This window comes from Pseudomonas sp. B21_DOA, from assembly GCA_030544685.1.
Classification (GTDB): Bacteria; Pseudomonadota; Gammaproteobacteria; order Pseudomonadales; family Pseudomonadaceae; genus Aquipseudomonas; species Aquipseudomonas fluorescens_AO.
Genome location: CP086683.1, coordinates 4,098,365 through 4,118,052 on the forward strand (window position 1 = coordinate 4,098,365; position 19,688 = coordinate 4,118,052).

At 61.0% G+C, this 19,688-nt stretch carries 11 protein-coding genes and 4 pseudogenes; 6 read left to right on the forward strand and 9 right to left on the reverse strand.

Going from position 1 to position 19,688, the window contains the following annotated elements; genetic code table 11:
• Position 1: 1 nt before the first annotated feature.
• From LJU32_18930 to fdnG, 3 genes and pseudogenes are all read right to left on the reverse strand, one after another.
• Positions 2-667, reverse strand: a complete 666-nt coding sequence (locus tag LJU32_18930) for a formate dehydrogenase subunit gamma (protein ID WKV87701.1) — start codon at positions 665-667, stop codon at positions 2-4.
• Positions 664-1,599, reverse strand: coding sequence for a formate dehydrogenase subunit beta (gene fdxH, locus LJU32_18935; GenBank protein ID WKV87702.1), 936 nt, complete (start codon positions 1,597-1,599; stop codon positions 664-666). The genes LJU32_18930 and fdxH overlap by 4 nt, the downstream gene beginning before the upstream one ends.
• Positions 1,600-4,664 (reverse strand): annotated as a pseudogene (fdnG, locus tag LJU32_18940) (formate dehydrogenase-N subunit alpha).
• Positions 4,665-5,015: 351 nt separating this feature from the next.
• On the opposite strand from fdnG, the gene LJU32_18945 reads away from it, so the two are divergent.
• The 5 genes and pseudogenes from LJU32_18945 to LJU32_18965 all read left to right on the forward strand — a co-directional run bounded on the left by LJU32_18945 (position 5,016) and on the right by LJU32_18965 (position 9,815).
• Positions 5,016-6,170, forward strand: a complete 1,155-nt coding sequence (locus LJU32_18945; GenBank protein WKV87703.1) for a PatB family C-S lyase — start codon at positions 5,016-5,018, stop codon at positions 6,168-6,170.
• Positions 6,171-6,398: 228 nt separating this feature from the next.
• A complete protein-coding gene (locus LJU32_18950; protein ID WKV87704.1) occupies positions 6,399-7,256 on the forward strand; it encodes an SDR family oxidoreductase in 858 nt (285 codons plus the stop codon).
• Positions 7,257-7,300: 44 nt separating this feature from the next.
• Positions 7,301-7,953, forward strand: a pseudogene (locus LJU32_18955) (YIP1 family protein).
• Between the two features lie 42 nt (positions 7,954-7,995).
• Positions 7,996-9,339 carry a cation:proton antiporter gene (locus tag LJU32_18960; GenBank protein ID WKV87705.1) on the forward strand — a complete coding sequence of 448 codons (1,344 nt, stop codon included), beginning with the start codon at positions 7,996-7,998 and terminating at the stop codon, positions 9,337-9,339.
• Between the two features lie 182 nt (positions 9,340-9,521).
• Positions 9,522-9,815, forward strand: coding sequence for a hypothetical protein (locus tag LJU32_18965; protein ID WKV87706.1), 294 nt, complete (start codon positions 9,522-9,524; stop codon positions 9,813-9,815).
• 228 nt (positions 9,816-10,043) lie between these two features.
• Here the strand turns inward: LJU32_18965 and LJU32_18970 are convergent, their stop codons facing one another.
• The 4 genes and pseudogenes from LJU32_18970 to LJU32_18985 all read right to left on the reverse strand — a co-directional run bounded on the left by LJU32_18970 (position 10,044) and on the right by LJU32_18985 (position 16,549).
• Positions 10,044-10,577, reverse strand: coding sequence for a hypothetical protein (locus tag LJU32_18970; protein ID WKV87707.1), 534 nt, complete (start codon positions 10,575-10,577; stop codon positions 10,044-10,046).
• Positions 10,578-10,656: 79 nt separating this feature from the next.
• Positions 10,657-12,576 (reverse strand): PAS domain S-box protein, encoded by a 1,920-nt coding sequence (locus LJU32_18975; protein WKV87708.1) that lies wholly within the window; start codon positions 12,574-12,576, stop codon positions 10,657-10,659.
• Positions 12,569-14,900: pseudogene (locus LJU32_18980) on the reverse strand (ATP-dependent DNA helicase). Before LJU32_18980 ends, LJU32_18975 begins: the two are co-directional and overlap by 8 nt.
• Positions 14,897-16,549, reverse strand: a complete 1,653-nt coding sequence (locus tag LJU32_18985; GenBank protein ID WKV87709.1) for a VRR-NUC domain-containing protein — start codon at positions 16,547-16,549, stop codon at positions 14,897-14,899. Before LJU32_18985 ends, LJU32_18980 begins: the two are co-directional and overlap by 4 nt.
• Positions 16,550-16,743: 194 nt before the next feature.
• Here LJU32_18985 and LJU32_18990 point away from each other — a divergent pair, with 194 nt between their 5' ends.
• Positions 16,744-16,968, forward strand: coding sequence for a YgdI/YgdR family lipoprotein (locus LJU32_18990; protein ID WKV87710.1), 225 nt, complete (start codon positions 16,744-16,746; stop codon positions 16,966-16,968).
• A gap of 109 nt (positions 16,969-17,077) precedes the next feature.
• Here the strand turns inward: LJU32_18990 and LJU32_18995 are convergent, their stop codons facing one another.
• Together LJU32_18995 and LJU32_19000 are read right to left on the reverse strand one after the other, a co-directional pair.
• The gene (locus LJU32_18995) at positions 17,078-17,449 is read right to left on the reverse strand and encodes a hypothetical protein (protein WKV87711.1); all 372 of its coding nucleotides are present in this window, start codon (positions 17,447-17,449) and stop codon (positions 17,078-17,080) included.
• A gap of 238 nt (positions 17,450-17,687) precedes the next feature.
• Positions 17,688-19,540: pseudogene (locus LJU32_19000) on the reverse strand (polyurethanase).
• Positions 19,541-19,688 lie beyond the last annotated feature (148 nt).

Here is a 19,688-nt window from a genome sequence, read left to right on the forward strand (position 1 = left end):
GTCAGCCCTTTTTCGTCAGCGGTCGCTCGGGCACGTCCCGAGGCTGTTCGTCGCGGGTCACCTCGCGGTACCACAGCTCATGGTGTTTTCTCGCCCACGGGCGGCTGACCCAGCCATGCAGCATGGCGTCGACCGAACCCTTGATCCACAAACCGGCGTAGATATGCACGATGATGCTCAGCACCAGCACGAACCCGGCCAGCGCATGCAACAACATGGCCCAGCGGATCACGCTGATGCCGAAATACACGCTGAACCACGCGCGCCAGATCACCAGCCCGGTGAACAGCAACCCGAGCATGCACAGCAGTAAAGTCCAGAACAGCAGCTTTTGCCCGGCGTTGTATTTGCCCACCGGCGGCACGCTTTCCTCGTCGTTGACCATCACCCGGTTGATCCGCCGCAGCCACTGGCGGTCATTGGCGATGAAGAAATTGGTGCGCCAGAAGCTGAACACCAGGCCGAGGAACAGCACGAACATGGCGATGCCCATGTACGGGTGCAGGATGCGCGTCCAGGTGCCGCCGCCGAACAGATTACTCAGCCAGAACAGCGACGGATGAAACAACGCCAGCCCGGACAACCCGGCCATGAAGAACAGGATCGCCACCAGCCAGTGATTGGTCCGCTGGTTGGCGCTGTAACGCAGGATCGTCTTGTTGCTCATGGCCGCTCCTCCCCGCGTGGATCAAAGGTGTGCACCGCCGGGTCGACGACGTGTACCGAGGTGTCGGGCGGCGTCGGATGCTCATCCTCCTCGACACGATTCGGGCCGATGCGCACGTAGTGGAAGAACCCGGCCAGCACCGCCGCGCCCATGGCCAGCAGGCCGAGAGGTTTGCTGATGCCTTTCCACAAGTCCACCAGCGGACTGATCGCCGGGTGATCCGGCAGCCCGGCGTAGATTTTTGGCGTGTCGGCGTGGTGCAGCACGTACATCACGTGGGTGCCGCCGACCCCGGCCGGGTCGTACAAACCAGCGTTTTCAAAGCCACGGCTTTTCAGGTCGACGATGCGTTCGGCGGCGTGTTCTTTCATGTCTTCCTTGGTGCCGAAGACGATGGCCCCGGTCGGGCAGGTTTTCACGCAGGCCGGCTCCAGCCCTACCGCTACGCGATCGGAACACAGCGTGCACTTGTAGGCCTTGTGGTCCTTTTGCGAAATACGCGGAATGTTGAACGGGCAACCGGTGATGCAATAGCCGCAACCGATGCAGTGGTCCTGATCGAAATCGACGATGCCGTTGGCATGCTGGATGATCGCCCCGGGGCTCGGGCACGCGGCCAGACAACCGGGTTCGGCGCAGTGCATGCAGCCGTCCTTGCGGATCAGCCACTCAAGGTTGCCGGCGTCGGTTTCGTGCTCCGTGAAGCGCATCAGCGTCCACGAATCCGCCGTCAGGTCCTGCGGATTGTCGTAGGTGCCGTGGTTGTGGCCGACCTCGTCGCGCAACTCGTTCCACTCCGAGCAGGCGACCTGGCAGGCCTTGCAGCCGATGCATTTGGTCGTGTCGATCAGCTTGGCAACGCCCTGCTGGGTTCTCACCGACGGCGGCACCGTGGTAGTGGCCGAGCGGGCAATGATGTCTTGGCTGGCCATTTACAGTTTCTCCACGTTGACCAGGAATGACTTGGATTCCGGGGTCTGAGTGTTGCCATCGCCGAGGAACGGCACCAGGGTGTTGGTCAGGTAACCGTGACGCGTCAGGCCGGTAAAACCCCAGTGCAGCGGAATGCCGATCTGATGCACGACTTGGCCGTTGACCTGCAGCGGCCGGATCCGTTTGGTCACCACCGCCACCGCTTCGATAAAGCCACGCTTGCAGCTAACCCGCACGCGATCACCGGCAGCGATGCCCTTCTCGTTCGCCAGCACCTCGCCGATTTCGACGAACTGCTCGGGCTGGGCAATCGCGTTCAACTTGCAGTGCTTGCTCCAGAAGTGGAAATGCTCGGTGAGCCGGTAACTGGTGCCGGCGTACGGGAAGTCCTTGGCCTCGCCGAGGGTTTCCCAGACCGAATCGAAGATCCGCGCCGCCGGGTTGCTGGTGGCCTTCTTGTTCTGCGGGTGCAGCGGGTTGATGCCGATCGGCGTTTCGAACGGCTCGTAGTGCTCGGGGAATGGCCCTTCGTTCATCTTGTCGACGGCGAAGAACCGCGCGACGCCTTCGGGGTTCATGATGAACGGATTCATCCCGGCTTCCGGCGGCACGTCGGCCTTGTAGTCCGGCACGTCGGTGCCGGTCCAGGCCTTGCCGTTCCACCACACCAGACGTTTTTTGGGTCCCACGGTTTGCCCGCCGGGTCCGAAGAGGCGCGGTTGTAGAGAATCCGCCGATTGGCCGGCCATGCCCACGCCCAGCCTTGATGCTGGTGCATGCCAAATGGGTCGGCGTTATCGCGCCGCGCCATCTGATTGCCGGCTTCGGTCCAGCTGCCGGCGAAAATCCAGCAACCGGACGCAGTGCTGCCGTCATCCTTGAGCAAACCAAACCCGGCCAGTTGCGTACCGGCCTTGACCGTGACGCCGCTGGCATCGGTGAAATCGCTGACGGCGGTGCCGTTGATCTCCCGCGCCAGTTCTTCCGGCGAAGGCTCGTCGGGGATCTTGTACGGCCACGACAGCTTGAGCAGCGGATCGGGAAACTTGCCGCCCTCGCTCTGATAACGCTGGCGCAGGCGCAGGAACAGTTCGCTCATGATGCGAATGTCGGTCTGCGCTTCGCCCGGGCCGTCGGCGCCTTTCCAGTGCCATTGCAGCCAGCGGCTGCTGTTGACCAGCGAGCCGTCCTCTTCGGCAAAACATGTAGTCGGCAGGCGAATGACTTCGGTCTGGATTTCCTCGGTTTTCACGTCGTTGTATGGCCCCACGTTCTGCCAGAACTCCGAGGTTTCCGTGGCCAGCGGGTCCATCACCACCAGCCACTTGAGCTTGGCCAAGGCGCCCATCACGCGGTTCTTGTCCGGCAACGCGGCGATCGGATTGAAGCCCTGGCAGAAGTAGCCGTTGACCTTGCCCTGGCTCATCAGGTCGAACATCTTCAGCACGTCGTAGTTGGGGATGTCGAGCTTGGGCAGATGATCGAACAGCCAGTTGTTCTCGGCGGTGGCGTTGGCGCCGTACCAGGATTTCATCAGGCTGACGTGGAATTTGCTGTAGTTCTGCCAGTACGAGAGCTGCCCCGGTCTGAGCGGCACCTGCGTGCGTTTGAAGATGAACTGACCGTAATCCTGCTCGCTGTCGCTGGCCAGTGTGAGGTAGCCGGGCAAGGCGTTGGACAGCAGGCCAAGGTCGGTCAGGCCCTGAATGTTCGAGTGCCCGCGCAGCGCATTGACGCCGCCGCCGGGCATGCCGACGTTGCCCAGCAGCAACTGCACCATCGCCGCGCTGCGGATGATTTGCGCGCCGATCGAGTGCTGCGTCCAGCCGAGCGCGTAGAGAATCGTCATGGTCTTGCCCGGTGTCGAGCAAGTGGCGATCTCTTCCCAGATCTTCTGCATGGCGTCGACCGGCATGCCGCAGATCTGGCTGGCCAGGTCGATGTTGTAGCGGCTGTAATGCTGCTTCATCAATTGATAAACACAGCGCGGGTCTTGCAGGGTCGGATCGACGCGGACGAAACCGTCGTCGGCGAATTCGTAACCCCAGCCGGACTTGTCGGTGTAGCTGCGTTTTTCCGCGTCATAGCCGCTGAACAGGCCGTCTTCGAAGCCATAGCCGGCTTTGACGATGAACGACACGTCGGTGTAGTTGCGCACGTATTCGTGCTGGATCTTGTCCTCGGTCAGCAGGTAATTGATCAGCCCGCCCATGAAGGCGATGTCGGTGCCGGTACGGATCGGCGCGTAATAGTCGGCCACCGAAGCGGTCCGGGTAAAACGCGGATCGACCACGATCAGCCGCGCAGCATTGTGCGCCTTGGCCTCGGTCACCCATTTGAAGCCGCACGGATGCGCTTCTGCTGCGTTGCCGCCCATCACCAGGATCAGATTCGCGTTGGCGATATCGGTCCAGGTATTGGTCATGGCACCACGGCCGTACGTCGGGGCAAGACTTGCCACCGTCGGGCCGTGTCAGACACGCGCCTGGTTATCGAACCCCAGCAGGCCGAGGCTGCGAATCACCTTCTGGGTGATGTAGCCGGCTTCGTTGGATGCCGCCGACGCCGCGAGGAAACCCGTGGTCAGCCAGCGATTGACCGTTTGCCCGTTGGCATTTTTCTCGATGAAGTTGGCGTCGCGGTCGGCTTTCATCAGGTCGGCGATGCGATCGAGGGCTTCGTCCCAGCCGATGCGCGTCCATTCATTGCTGCCGGGCTTGCGCACTTGCGGGTACTGCAAGCGGCCGGGGCTGTGAATGAAGTCGAGCAGGCCCGCGCCTTTCGGGCACAGCGTGCCGCGATTGACCGGGTGGTCGGCGTCGCCTTCGATGTGAATGATGTTTTGCGCCACGTTTTTGCCGGCATCGCCCTGGCTGTACATGATCAAGCCGCAACCGACCGAGCAATACGGGCAGGTGTTGCGGGTTTCACGGGTGTGGGCGAGCTTGAAGTGGCGCACCTGCTCGGCGAAGGCCGCCGTCGGGGCCATGCCCAACGCGCCCAGACTCGAGCCTGCAAGGCCGATACCGGCGACCTTGAAGAACTGACGACGGCTGAGATCCATCGTGCACTCCTGATCAGGTGGAACCCGGTACTTGCGCCGGGCTTTATCTGGACAATCACGGTTGCAGCGCGACGGCGCTGACTTTTTCACTGTAGACAAAGACCTTGCGGACTGTGTGAAAACCGACCGTCGGGTGTGTGAGCGCAAAATTTGCCCTGCACCCCAATCCCTGTGGGAGCTGGCTTGCCAGCGATTGCGGTGGGTCAACAACACTTATGCCGACTGTGCCGACGCCATCGCTGGCAAGCCAGCTCCACAGGGTTATGAGGTTGCCGTCAGGATTTATGTGCCTCGCCTGGGCCACGGGTTTATCATGGCGCCCACGAACCACCCGCCGTCACGAGACCATGCATGACTTTCGATTTTGATCAGCTGTTCGACCGCCACCACACTGGCAGCACCAAGTGGAGCCGCTACCCGGCCGATGTGTTGCCGATGTGGGTCGCTGACATGGATTTCGCCGCGCCGCCGGTCATCATCGAAGCCTTGCAACAGCGTCTGCTGCACCCGCTGCTCGGTTACAGCGTGGCCCAGGACAATTTGCGTGAAGCCATCGTCACCGACTTGTGGAACAAGTATTCATGGCAGGTCAAACCGCAGGAGCTGATCTTCCTACCGGGCGTTGAGTCGGGCTTCAACATGGCCCTCAAGGCTTTGGTCCAGGCGCAACAGAATGTCGTCGTGCAGGTGCCGAACTACCCGCCGCTGCGCCATGCGCCGGGGCATTGGGGCCTGAACAGGGTGGAGCTGGAATTCAACGCCCAGGCCGATGGCACTTACGCCACGCCATTGGATGCACTGCGCGAGTCGCTGATCGGCGGCGGCGCCCTGCTCTTGAGTAACCCGCACAACCCGCTCGGCAAGGTCTTCGACCGCGATGAGTTGCAGGCAGTGGCGGACATTTGCGCAGCGCAGGACGCGTGGATCATCTCCGACGAAATCCACGCCGAGCTGTGCTTCGACGGCCGCGTGCACATTCCTACCGCGTCGCTGAGTCCGGAAATATCCAAACGCACGATCACCCTGATGTCGGCGAGCAAGGCCTACAACATCGCCGGTCTGAAGACCTCGTTCATGATCATTCAGGACGCCGCCCTGCGCGAACGCGTCAACCACGCCCGCTGCGGCATGGTCGACAGCGTCAATCCGCTGGGCATGGAAGCCACCCGCGTCGCCTACAGCGAAGCCGCACCGTGGCTTGCCGAACTGAAAACCTACCTGCAGGCCAACCGCGACTGGCTGGTGAACGCGGTGCGCACGCGCCTGCCGGGCGTGAGCATCAATGTGCCGCAGGGCACCTATCTGGCATGGCTCGATTGCACAGCGCTGGATCTGCCGGATCCGCAGCGGTTCTTTCTCGAACAGGGCAAGGTCGGATTGAGTGCGGGACTGGATTTTGGCGACGCTCATCAGCAGTTCGTACGCTTGAATTTCGGCTGCCCGCGGGCGTTGCTCGAAGAAGGGATTGCGCGGATGGAGCGGGCTTTGGCTAACCGCAATCTCTGATCCTGCCCCGAGATTCCCCTGTGTAAGTGATCCCTGTGGAGCGAGCCTGCTCGCGAAAGCGCAGTGTCAGTCGACATATTTATCGTCTGACGGACCGCTTTCGCGAGCAGGCTCGCTCCCACATTGGTTTTGCATAGCCAACCAAAATCCAGCGCAAATCCGATCGAACTCCAGGCAAAGCCACCGGGTCAACCCGGAACACTGGCCTTGAAATCAGGAGACCCTGCGATGACTGACTATCCAAAACCACCCTTCCCGAAACAAGCCCAACCGGTGCCTGGCTCGCAGCGCAAAATGGAGCCGTACCCAGACTGCGGCGAGCAAAGCTACGTCGGTTCCGGCCGCCTCGCGGGCAAGATTGCGCTGATCACCGGCGCCGACAGCGGCATCGGCCGCGCCGTCGCGATTGCTTTCGCCCGTGAAGGCGCCGACGTTGCCGTGGCTTACTTGAATGAACACGAAGACGCCAAGGAAACCGCACGCTGGGTCGAACAGGCCGGGCGTCAGTGCCTGCTGCTGCCGGGCGATATCGCCGAAAAAGCGCATTGCCAGGCGCTGGTCGACAAGACCGTTGAGCGCTTTGGCCGCATCGACGTGCTGGTCAACAACGCCGCATTCCAGATGACCCACGAAAACTTCGAAGACATTCCCGATGACGAATGGGTGATGACCTTCGATGTGAACATCACCGCCATGTTCAGGATCTGCCAGGCGGCGATCAAGCACATGGGGCCCGGTTCATCGATCATCAACACCAGCTCGGTCAACTCGGACATGCCCAAGCCGACCCTGCTGGCCTACGCCACCACCAAAGGCGCGATCGCCAACTTCACCGGTGGTCTGGCGCAGATGCTCGGGCCGAAGGAAATTCGCGTCAACAGCGTCGCGCCCGGCCCGATCTGGACGCCGCTGATCGTCTCGACCATGCCCGACGAAGAAGTGCAGAACTTCGGCGGCAGCACCCCGCTCGGCCGTCCCGGCCAACCGGTGGAAGTGGCGCCAATTTACGTGCTGCTGGCCTCCGACGAAGCCAGCTACATCACCGGTCAGCGCTACGGTGTGACCGGCGGCAAACCGATGCTGTAACCGTGCAGCAGAAAAACTGAACCCGAGCGGCATGGCATCCCTCCATACCTGTAAGCGCCTACGGGCCATCAGGAACAGGAGGTTGTCATGTCCGCCCCCTCGTCAGACTCTTCACCCAACCCAACTTCGCCTGGACCGATATCCGCCGCGAAGAAGAAACCCATCCCCGCCACTATCTCGCGCATCTGCTGCTGCTCGCGCTGATTCCGGCGGTGTGCCTGTTCATCGGCACCACCCAGGTCGGCTGGAGCCTCGCCGTGGGTGAAAACGTGCGCCTGAGCACGGCCAGCGCACTGCAATTGAGCGTGTTGCTGTACGTGACGATTGTCGCGGGTGTCGCGGTCATGGGCGGTTTCATTCGCTGGATGTCGCGCTCGTTCGATGCGCGGCCGACGCTCAATCAATGCATCGGTTTTGCCGCTTACACGGTGACGCCGTTTTTCCTCGCCGGCATTGCCGGACTGTACCGAGCCGCTGGCTGGCGATTCTGGTGCTCGGCGCGGCGTCGATCTATTCGACGTTTCTGCTGTTCGTCGGCCTGCCGACGTTCATGCATGAGCGCAAGGAGCAAGGCCTGCTGTATTCGGCGTGCGTGTGGGGCGTTGGCCTGCTGGTGCTGGTGACCATGCTGGTGTCGATGATTCTGCTGTGGTTCAACGTGCTCATCCCCGAGTACCTGCGCACGACCGTGAGCTGAGCCGGTGCGCCTGTCCTTGAAAATTCGCTGCAGTGAACGGTCATGAGTTTCGGCGTATGGGTCGCGGTGCTCGGCGCCGTGCTGCTGACGCTGGCCCTGACTTCCTCATGGCTGCGCTGGATGCCGGTCACCACCTCGGCAGTGTGCCTGCTGCTGGGCATTGCCATCGGCCCCAGCGGCCTCGACCTGCTGAAACTGTCGCTGGAAGAATCATCGTTGTGGATGGAGCACCTGACTGAGGTCGCGGTGCTCTTTTCTTTATTTGTCTGCGGTTTGAAGCTGCGTCTGCCGCTGGGCAACACGAGCTGGCGTATCGCCTTTGGCCTGGCCGGGCCGGTGATGATCCTGACCATCATCGGCGTGTGTCTGCTGCTGCACTGGGGCCTGCAACTGGCGTGGGGGCCTTCGCTGCTGATCGGCGCGATGCTGGCTCCGACCGACCCGGTGCTCGCGGCGCTGGTGCAGGTCAATGATGCGCAGGACATCGACAGCGTGCGCTTCGGCCTCTCCGGTGAAGCCGGGCTCAACGATGGCGTGGCGTTCCCTTTCGTTATTCTCGGCTTGCTGTTGCTGCACGGTGACGGCAGTGCCGGCGAGTGGCAGCACTGGGTGATCCGCAGTCTGTTGTGGGCGGTGCCGGCGGGTTTGCTGACCGGTTACTGGATGGGCCGTGGCATCGGCCGCATCGCCCTGTCGCTGCGCATTCACAATGAGGACAGCACCCTCGGCCCCAACGACTACCTGACCCTCGCGCTGATTGCGCTTTCCTATGTGGTGGCCGATGCGATTGGCGGCTACGGCTTTCTCGCGGTGTTTGCCGCCGGTCTCGGCCTGCGTCAGGAGGAGGTGAAATCCACCGGAATTACCCAAGTGCCTGCCGAGCACCTGGTGCAGCCGGTGGTCGGCCATCAGAACATCGAACCTGAAAACGCTGTGCATGGAGACACCGAACAACTGGAAGACAGCCAGGTCGCCGCCGGAATCATGATGGGCGACATGCTCGCGTTCGGCAGCCTGGTCGAACGGGCAATGGAGGTGTTTCTGGTCACCCTGCTCGGCGTCGTGCTGATTGCCCACTGGAATTGGCACGCGCTGTGGATCGGCGCGGTGCTGTTCTGTTTGATCCGGCCGCTGAGCGTGGCACTTATGCCGTGGGGCAATCTGCTCAGCGGCCCGCAGCGCCTGCTGATCGGCTGGTTTGGCATACGCGGCATCGGCAGCCTGTTCTATCTGTTCTTCGCCCTGAACCATGGCCTGGATGCCGATGTGGCGAAGGTCTGTACCGACATCACTTTGTCGGTGGTGGCACTGAGCATTCTGCTGCATGGCATCAGCACGCAGCCAATGCTGGCGCGCTATGAAAGTCTCAAGCAACGAAAAAGCTGATGCTTCAATCGCTTCGATTCGCTGGGAATTATCGAAGTTTTTTCTGAAAAAATGGATCGCTGCGCATGACCCAAGGGTCACAACTTTAACCGCGCCAACCATCCAGCGCGGCCCGGCAGGTTCGGTTCCCCTGCGGTGAACAGCCTATTAAACGGAACCCCGACACAAACAAGGTCACGGTCATGAACGAATGCTCGACTCCTGCGCAAATCAAGGCTTGCAGAGCACTGGCTCTGGAACGCAATCGTCAACTGTTCGAAGAAGCCCACGAACTGAACCGAGCAGCCAACGCGCTGCTGGAACAGACGCCGACTGACTTCGAACGCTTTGAGCAATACCGGGCACTGCGCAAGAAAGCCGATGCGAAATTTGAAGATGCAATCGATCATCTGTGTGTGCTGAATGAGGATTTTCCGCCGATTCCGGCGGCGGTGCAGAATGCGGTTACTCCGCGGCGTGAGCTGGAAATGGCGTGATAAAAGTCAAAAGCCCTCACCCTGACCCTCTCCCCGAGGGAGAGGGACTGACCGGGGTGTTCTTGCCTATTACACCGACCTGAAATACCGCGCCGAATGTAGATTATGAAAAGCATGAAGATCGGCTCCTTTCCCCTCGCCCTCTTGGGGAGAGGGCTGGGGTGAGGGGTTAGATCTCACAGACACCACAAAATCCAGCTCCTGTACCCTGCCCCCGACCAACCCACCTCAAGGATTGGTCACCTGAATAAACACCGCATACACCCCCAACATCACCCAGAACGTCGCAAAGATCCAAGGCGTGCGCACCGAGAACAGCAGCGACTTGCGATAGCCCTTGTGGCTCGATTCCATCTCGCTGAACAGCGGCGATTCATCGTACGCTGCGCCCATCACCGGCTCCGCGTGCAGCAACTGGCTCTGTTTGAAGTGCCAGTGATCGATGATGTCGTAAGCCGCGCGAATCCCCGGCCAGGCATTCAGTGAGCTGAGCACACCGAGCAACGCCAGAAACGGCGGCACAACAAGGGTAAACATCTTGCCCCACTCGGGATTGAGGTTGGCCATGCACGAAGCGAAAGCGATCACCAGAAACGACTGCGCCGCCAGATAGGCGTCGGTGCGGTTGGCGAGGATGCTGGTTTCGTACTGGATTTCCCGGCGGTAGAAATCCAGCCGTTCCTTGGGTGAGCCAAACATCTTGGCGTCGTGTTCGGCCAAGGCTTCTTCAGCAGCGCTTGGCTGGGTCAATATGCGAGGCAAGAGACATGCCCTCCGAAAGTGAACAAGACCTTTTGGAAAGGCGCATATCCGCACTAGTTCAGCCGGATCGACCAGCGCGTCACTTCATCGATTGGGCGATGATCTGCACAAGATTCAACTGGGTGAACGGTTTCGGCAGACGCGGCAGTTCGTCGGCGAAACCTTCCAGGCGTTCGGCGTAACCGGTGGCCAGAATGATCGGCAGATCCGGCTTGAGCATGCGCAACGCGTGAGCCAGTTGCGCGCCGCTCATGTGCGGCATGGCCATATCGGTGATCACCAGATCGATCACCTCACCCCGATCGAACAATTCCAGCGCTTTAGCGCCGGAGGTCGCACCGACGACACGATGGCCGAGGTCTTCGAGCAACAGACTGGTGCTGGTCAATACCAGCGAATCGTCATCGACCACCAGCACACTGAGCCTCGGCACCGCAATCGGCGCCGCGTTGCTGTAAGTCGGGCGATTGACTGTCCGCTCGAGCGCCACCGGAATCCACAGCTCGGCCGCTGTGCCGCGGCCCTTCTCGCTTTTGAGAATAAAGCGTCCGCCCAACTGCTCGATGAAGCCATGCACCATCGACAAGCCCAGCCTGGTGCCTTTGCCCAGGCCTTTGGTGGTGAAGAACGGATCGCGGGCGCACGCCAGCGTGCTTTCATCCATGCCTTCGCCGCTGTCGATCAGGCTCAGGCAGACGTAACGCCCGGCCGCCAGGGTCGAATGAGTTTGTTCCAGCACCACTTCGGCTTGCGCCTGAATGATCACCGTGCCGCCCTCGGGCATGGCATCGCGGGCATTGGTGGCCAGATTGAGAATCGCCAGTTCCAGCTGGTTGCTGTCGGCCAGCACTGGTTGCAGATCTTTCGGGAAGCGCGTTTCGATGCGAATTCCCGGCCCCAGCGAACTGCGCAACAGCCCGGTGATGCCTTGCACCAGTTGCGGGATATCGACCGATTCGGTCTTCAGTTCCTGGCGCCGGGCGAAGGCCAGCATGCGCTGGGTCAGCGACACACCGCGCAAGGCGCCCTGGGTGGCGTTTTCCAGCAGACGGGCGATTTTCGGCGCGTCACCGATGCGCTTCTGCACGATTTCGAGATTGCCGAGAATCACCGTCAGCAGGTTGTTGAAGTCATGGGCGATACCGCCGCTGAGTTGGCCGATCGCCTGCATCTTCTGCGCCTGGAACAATGCTTCGCGGGTCTTTTCCAGGGCCTGCTGCGCCTCGTGCGCCTCGGTCACATCGCGGGTGATCTTGGCAAAACCGAGCAGCGTGCCGGTGTCGCCGCGAATCGCATCGACCACGACGTGAGCGAGAAAGCGCGTGCCGTCCTTGCGCATCCGCCAGCTGCGGTTCTCGAACCGGCCTTCGCGGGTGGCAATCTCCAGCGAACGCTGCGGCTCACCGACTTCGCGGTCTTCGGGGGTATAGAAAATCGAAAAATGCTGGCCGATGATCTCTTCCGGCAGATAGCCCTTGATACGCTGCGCGCCCTGGTTCCAGTTGCTGACGCAACCTTCGGGGCTGAGCATGTAGATCGCGTAGTCGGTGACGCCCTGCACCAGCAGGCGGAACTGCTGTTCGCTTTGCTTGAGGGTTTCCTCGGCCATCTTGCGGTCGGTGAGGTCGCGGGTGATCTTGGCGAAACCGAGCAACTCGCCGCTGGGGTCAATGATCGGGTCAATCACCACGTGCGACCAGAAGTGCGTACCGTCCTTGCGCACCCGCCAGCCTTCACCTTCGAAACGACCTTCGCGGATCGCCGTGTCCAGCGCCCGCTGCGGCATGCCGTTGGCGCGGTCTTCAGGGGTATAGAAGCGTGAGAAGTGCTCGCCGATGATCTCGGCTTCTTCATAACCTTTAAAACGTTTGGCGCCGGAGTTCCAACTGGTGATAGTACCGTCGGGGTCGATCATGTAGATCGCATAGTCGACAACCGCATCGATCAGCAGCCGGAAACGGCTGTCTTCGATCGCTGCAGTTCTGTTGTTCTCACTCATCACACTCACCCGCCACTGTCATGGGCAGAAGTATGCGTGAATCCGCCGATTTGAAAAGTACCGGTTCGCTTCTGATCGCCCACCAGCGCGGCAACAACTGTTTGATGCGGCTTTCAGCAAAGCGGTCGTCGATGAGCATGACCGTGCCGCGATCCTCGCGGGTGCGGATCACCCGCCCGGCGGCTTGCACGACTTTTTGCATGCCCGGGTACAGATAGGTGTAGTCGTAACCGGCGCCGAAAATCGCCGCCATGCGCCGCTTCATCTGCTCGTTGACCGGATTGAGCTGCGCCAGCCCCAGCGTGGCGATGAACGCACCGATCAGCCGCGCACCGGGCAAATCGATGCCCTCGCCAAACGCACCACCCAACACTGCAAAGCCAACGCCTTGGCTGTCGGCGCTGAACTGGTCGAGAAACGCTTGGCGCGCGCCCTCGGCCATGCCCCGCGATTGCAACCACTGGGTGATGTGCGGATGGCGCTCGGCCAACAACGTCGCGACCTGTTGCAGGTAATCGAAACTGCTGAAGAACGCCAGATAGTTGCCCGGGCGCTCGCTGAACTGGTGCGCGATCAGCTCGACAATCGGCTCCAGCGAAGCTTGCCGATGGTTAAAACGCGTGGAGATCTGGCTGACGATGTGCACCTGCAACTGCTCGGCGCTGAATGGCGACTCGACGTCGATGCACACGGTGTCGGCGGGCGTGCCGAGCAGATCGGCGTAGTAGTTGCGCGGGCTCAGCGTGGCCGAGAACAGCACGCTGCTGCGCGCGCGCGCTCAGGCGCGGGCCGATGAACGCTGCCGGCACCACGTTGCGCAGGCACAGTTGCGACAACGGACGCTTGCGCTCGAGATCGCGTTTGCTGATATCGAACAGGTAATGCTCGTCATACAGCTCGGCGACCCGGGCGAATTGCAGCAGATCGAAATAGAAGTTCTGCAAGCCGCTGTCGAGGCCTTGCGGATGATCGTTGAGGTAATCGCCAATGGCCGCGCAACATAGCGAAATGGCTTGCAGGAGTTTGTCTGGGGCTTTGTCGTAGGCCTGATACGCCGCCAGTTGCGGCGCATGCAGCGCGTTCCATTCGCGGTTGACCCGCTGCAGGGCATTCTTCAGCGCTGCCGGCGCGGTCTTGCGCACAGTGCCGAGGGTGAACTGGTCGAGACTGGCGCTGTACATCTGCCGGCCGCGCTCGACCAGGTTGTGCGCTTCGTCGGCCAGCACCGCGACTTTCCACTGATTGAGCTGGGCGAGACCGAACAGCAGCGCGCTGAAATCGAAGTAATAGTTGTAGTCGGCTACCACCACGTCCGCCCAGCGGGCCATTTCCTGACTCAGGTGATACGGGCACACGCTGTGCTGCGCGGCGACTTCACGCATCGCTGCCTGATCCAGCAGGTTGATGCGGCTGGCGGCTTCGCGGGCGGCGGGCAAACGATCATAAAAGCCTTGGGCCAGCGGGCAGGATTCGCCATGACAGGCCTTGTCCGGATGCTCGCAGGCCTTGTCGCGAGCGACCATTTCCATGACTCGCAACGGCAAATCGGGCGTTTGCCTGAACAACACCTGGCTGGCATCCAGCGCCAGCTTGCGCCCCGGGGTCTTGGCGGTGAGAAAGAACACTTTGTCCAATTGCTGCGGCGCCAGGGCCTTGAGCATCGGGAACAGCGTGCCAAGGGTTTTGCCAATGCCGGTCGGCGCCTGGGCCATCAGGCAGCGGCCGGTGCTGACGGCTTTGAACACCGACTCGGCCAGATGCCGTTGGCCGGGACGAAAATCCGAATGCGGGAACGCCAGTTGTTGCGCGGCCAGATTGCGCGCCTCGCGATGGGCCATTTCCTGCTCGGCCCATTGCAGGAACAAGCCGCACTGTTGCGCGAAAAACCCCTGGAGCGCCTCGGCGCTGTGGGATTCGACCAGGCAGGTTTCCTTTTCGCTGACGATGTCGAAATACACCAGCGCCAGATTGATCTGCTGCAGTTGCAGTTTCTGGCACATCAACCAGCCGTAGATCTTCGCCTGCGCCCAATGCAACTGGCGGTGATTGGCCGGTTGCTTGCTCAGGTCACCGCGATAGGTTTTGACTTCTTCCAGGCAGTTTTGCGCCGGATCGTAGCCATCCGCCCTGCCCTTGACCTTCAGCGCGCCGAATTCGCCTTGCAGCGCCACTTCGCTCTGGTACTGCTCGCTGCGCCGCGAGGCCACGGTGCGATGGCCGACGATGCCTTCCAGCGCGGTCGGCGACGGGGTGAAACGCAGGTCGAGGTCGCCGGTCTTGGCGGTGAACTCGCACAATGCACGGACGGCGATGCTGTAGCTCAAGCGCTCTGCTCCGCCCACTGCACGTAACATACCGCCACCGGCATCTGATGCTCGTGGCAGAACTCCAGCCAGCGCAGTTGATTGTCCTGCAAGCGGTCGCCGGGGCCTTTGACTTCGATCATTCGGTAGGTCTTGTGCTGCGGCCAGAACTGGATCAGGTCCGGCATGCCAGCACGGTTGGCCTTGATATCGAGCAACAGGCGGTTGAACCAGTGTTTCAGGTGTTCGGCGGGCAGACAGGCCAGCGCCTGCTCGAGCAGGTCTTCATTGAGCGCGCCCCAGAACACGAACGGCGACTGAATGCCCCACTTGTCGACGAAGCGCTGGCGGATGGTCTCGGCGTAGCGACCGTCATCGAGTTCGCCCAGGCAGGCCTGGAACAGTTCAGTGCGGCGCTCGAGAAAGTCTTCGCTGAGCAGATCGACCGGACCGCGCTGGAACGGGTGGAAAAACGCACCCGGCAACGGCGCAAAGATCGCCGGCCAGCACAACAGGCCAAACAGTGAATTGATCAGGCTGTTCTCGACGTAATGCACCGGGCCGTCTTCGTCATGCAGGTGCGCTTGCACATGGAATTCCACTGACCGCGCCGGATCGGTGCGCGGCAAGTGCAAGTCCAGACGCTCGACCTCTCTGGCCTTGACGCGCTTGAGCGGCGGGCCGCCGAGTTTGCGCCGCAGACGTGGGACGATGCGCTGCAGACCTTGCTGCTCGGCCGCGCTTTGCGGCGCCTGTTCGGCCAGCGTGCCAAGCTCCAGCGCCAGCGCGTATTCGCCGCAACGTTCGAGCACACGGATCATGCGCAATCGCGCGCCCGGGTAGGTGCAGTCGCGGTAAACACTCAAAGCGAGCGCAAAGTCGCCGATGCGCTCGCCATATTGGCCGATCTGGAACAACGCCTTGGCTTGTCGGCGGCGCAGCCACGGGTTGTCGAATTGCACGGCGTTGATCTTCTCGACGATCTCTTCCAGCGCCTCACCCGCCTCGAAACGCAACTGGCACTGATGCAGGAACAGGCAGGCGTCGACGTCTTCGCGACTGCGCAGGCCTCGGGAGTCAGCGCAGAATTCGACTTTTTCATAGGTGAAGATGCCCAGGTCGGCCAGGACGAACTCCGACCAATCCTGATACAGATTGCCGAAGAACATCAGGCGCAGGCGATCGCACAAATCCATGAGGGTCAGGCTGAACAGCCGGTCAGCCAGTTGCGGGGCCCAGGCGCGCAGGGTTTGCGCCTCGCTGAACTGTTCGGTCAGCACCGGCAGCCACTCGTCTTTACGCCCTTTCGGCTGTTCTATAAAAGCGCCAAAGGCTTGCAAGAGCTCAGCCTTGAGCAAGACATCGAACAGTTCTGCCAGCGTCAGCGCGGCGTGTTCGTCGAGCCAGCCACGTTCGAGCAAAGGCTGAGCCGCCTCGGCAACGTCACCAATTTCCAGATAGTTGAGTTTGCTCGCACGAAAGTGAATGCCCTTGCGCATGACCATGCGCACCAGCAATCCCTGGGAGGTTTGCGGCAGCGTATTGAAGTCGCGGATGAAGCCGTGCTCGCTTGCGCTCATCACATCGGCATAGCGAAGTGCAAGCCAATCAAGCACTTGCCGGAAGTTGTTAAGGTAATAGAACGGATCGTCGAGAGGGTTGGAGGTCACGGGATTTCAAAGCCACGGCAAGCGAACACTGGTTATGCGTACAGATACCAGCTCAGCCCTGCCCGGCGCAAACGGAAAAAGATCAATGGCATTTTTCGCGCCGCCATCGAACTTTTCCGCCGATGTTGGCACCAACCGCGTTAGAGGGCCGACAATGCCCGCAATCACATTCAAGCAAGGAGTCAGAGGTGGGTATGAAAATCAAGATGCTGGGCATTCCTGTAGCAGTCGCAGCCCTGTTGGCGCTGAGCGGCTGTTCGACCCAGACCGTGGTGACGCTGCAGAACGGCACCCAGTACCTGACCGAGGACATGCCGAAAACCAAGACCGAAGACGGCTTCTATGAGTTCGAGGACATCTCCGGGGCCAAGGTCAAGGTTCGCGCTGATGAAGTCGCGACCGTGCGCAAGGAAGACTGATCCGCCGCCTTTCCTGTGGGAGCTGCCGAAGGCTGCGACCTTTGATGTTGCTTCAAGCATTGAAGATCAAAGATCGCAGCCTTCGGCAGCTCCTACAGGGATTGTTTCATTATTCGAATGCCGGCATGCCGGGAATGCTGCCGTCGCAGCTCAGGTAACTCCCGCCGCGTTTCACCAATTCCTCCTGCAACCGCTGGCAACGCTGGCGCTCCTGTTGATCCATTCGATCAATACTGAGATTGCCAGTCGTCTGTGGCTTGTTTTCACCCAGGCGGATCGTCACGAACGGCTGCTCCGGCTGGATCTGAAAACGACTTTTCGGTTCGACCGGCTCAAGCGTTTCATCCTTCGCCGGGTCCGGCAGTTGATCGGAGGTGATGCCGTAACGGCTGAGAATCGAACTCTGAGGCAGATCGGCCCAGACACTCGCTGAACCCAGCGCCAGTGTGATAACGCCGATATACCCCTTGAAACCTTTCACGCATGAATCTCCTGTACTCGATGGCGGTTAGCTGAAGAACGTGTGTGCACGTGCTGGCTTTAGGCCGCATTTCCTGTTTTGCAGGGGTTTGAGTCGGAGAATGGCTTTCAAGTCACTTTTGATACTGCGTCATCGTACTTCGCGAGCAGCCTCGCTCCCACAGGGAGTTGTGAACGACACAGCTCCGGTGTGGGAGCGAGCCTGCTCGCGAAGGGCCATCAAAGGCCAAGCATCAACCTCAGGCGATAACAACCCCGTCGGCGCTCAAACTGCCCAGTGCCACGCCGACCAACGTCACCGAATCCGCGCCGAACGTCAGCACGGTGTCCTGCCCGACCGCCGACGCATGGGCACGCAAATCTTGCCCCGGCAACACGCCCTGCACGCCAAGAAACACCAGCGTGTCATCGGCCGTATAGCCAATCACACGATCCTGGCCAAACGCGCCATTGAACAGAAACGTATCCGCGCCGCCGCCGGATTCCAGCAGGTCATTGCCAGCACCACCGACCAACACATCATTTCCCGTACCGCCGAGCAAATGATCATCGCCGTCCAGCCCGAACAGCCAGTCACCGCCGGCATGCGCTTTCAGTGTGTCGGCGCCGGCCGTTCCTCTAACGCTTGATTCGTAAGCGGTGAGATTACTGCCGACTTTCAAACCGGTGGCAGTGACGCTGTGCAGCACGTCGTCCTTGAACACGCCCCAGAGAAACCCCGGCTCTTTGCTGACGATGCTGCCGATGTCGCGGGTGATGCTGATCCCGCCGTTGGCATCGCGGATGTACAGGTTGCCGGCGCCGTCGTTGGCAAAATCGAAGTGCTTCACCGTCTGCTGCAATTCGAGCGTGTTGCTGCCCTGCCCGCCCAGAATGACGTTATAGCCGCCGCTGTCACGGAAGCTGTCATTGCCGGCGCGGCCTTCCAGATAGTCATTGCCGCTGCCGCCCTGGATCAGGTCGTTGCCGTCACTGCCGATGATGAAGGTGCTGCCATTGTGGATCTCGGCGTTGCGGTTAAGGTCCTGGACCCAAGTGTTGGCCCGCGCCGGGTCGGACAGGTTGGCGACGATGATGGTCGAGTCGCGGCTGGTCAGGTCGTAGAACTTCGACTCCAGCACGCGGGTCATGCCGTCGCCGTAGCCAGTGGGCAGGTGCGAAATCCACGTCGGGATATTCAGGATCGAATACGGCAGCACATTCCACGCGTTCGAGGCGTAGTGATCGTTGAAGCTGACGATATTGTCGGTGGTCGACGCGTGCGGCGCATCGTGCACGCCAACCGAAGCGCCAGTGAAAGTAGAGCCGTCGAGGGCACGAAACACCGGGTCGTTTTCGTAGCCGATATTCAGCACCTTGTCGGTGCTGCTCTGAGTCGGCGATGCGTAGGCGATGTAGTTGGAATCGGCGAAGAAGCCGTCCCACTTGCCAGCGCTCAAGTCAGCCATGCTGTTCACCGCCAGGCCGCCCAGGCTATGGCCGCTGACCAGCACGTCCTTACCGCTGAGGCCGTTGGCCCGGGCGAATGCGACGACATCGTTGAGCAGATTGCCGAAGGCTTCGCCGACGTAGTTTTTTGCGTAATCGGCCGGGCCGAAGGCCGCGAGCAGATCGTTGATCACGTCGCCAATCGAATCACCGATGAGGATTTCGCGCGGGCCGCTGGTGCCGCGAAAGGCAATGCCCAACTCAGTGAGATGGCCCTGTGCGTCGTACTTGCCGAGGAGTTCCACCTGCGCACTGGTATAACCGGCCTTCTCGCCGAAAAACGTCCCGCGTGCATCGGTCTTGCCTTCGTAGCCCAATTGCGCGGCGCTGATCGGCGTCCAGCCGGCCTTTGCACCGCCTCGAGGGCGAGTTTTTCCGAATCAGGATTCCACGGGATACCGGGGATCACCCCTTGCGAATCGGTGCCGCCAATCAACGCGGTGACCAGCGTCGCCGGCAGACCGAGGCCAAAGCCGTTGTGCTGGTAACCGGCGGCGAAACCGTTATCGAGGTTGTGATAGGAGTACAGCGTGATCGCCATGGCATCGCTGAACAGCGCCTTGGAATCGGCCGTGCCGAAGTGCTTGTAGTCGTATACACCCATTGCCATTGCCTCTCTTGTTGTTGGAATTGTCAGAGATAGCTCACAGCCAGAGCCCAGGGCTCCGGACCATTCATTACGTCTTGCGATGACCCTCAAATATCATGTGTACGCAGTACCTGTGGGAGCGGGCTTGCTCGCGAAAGCGGAG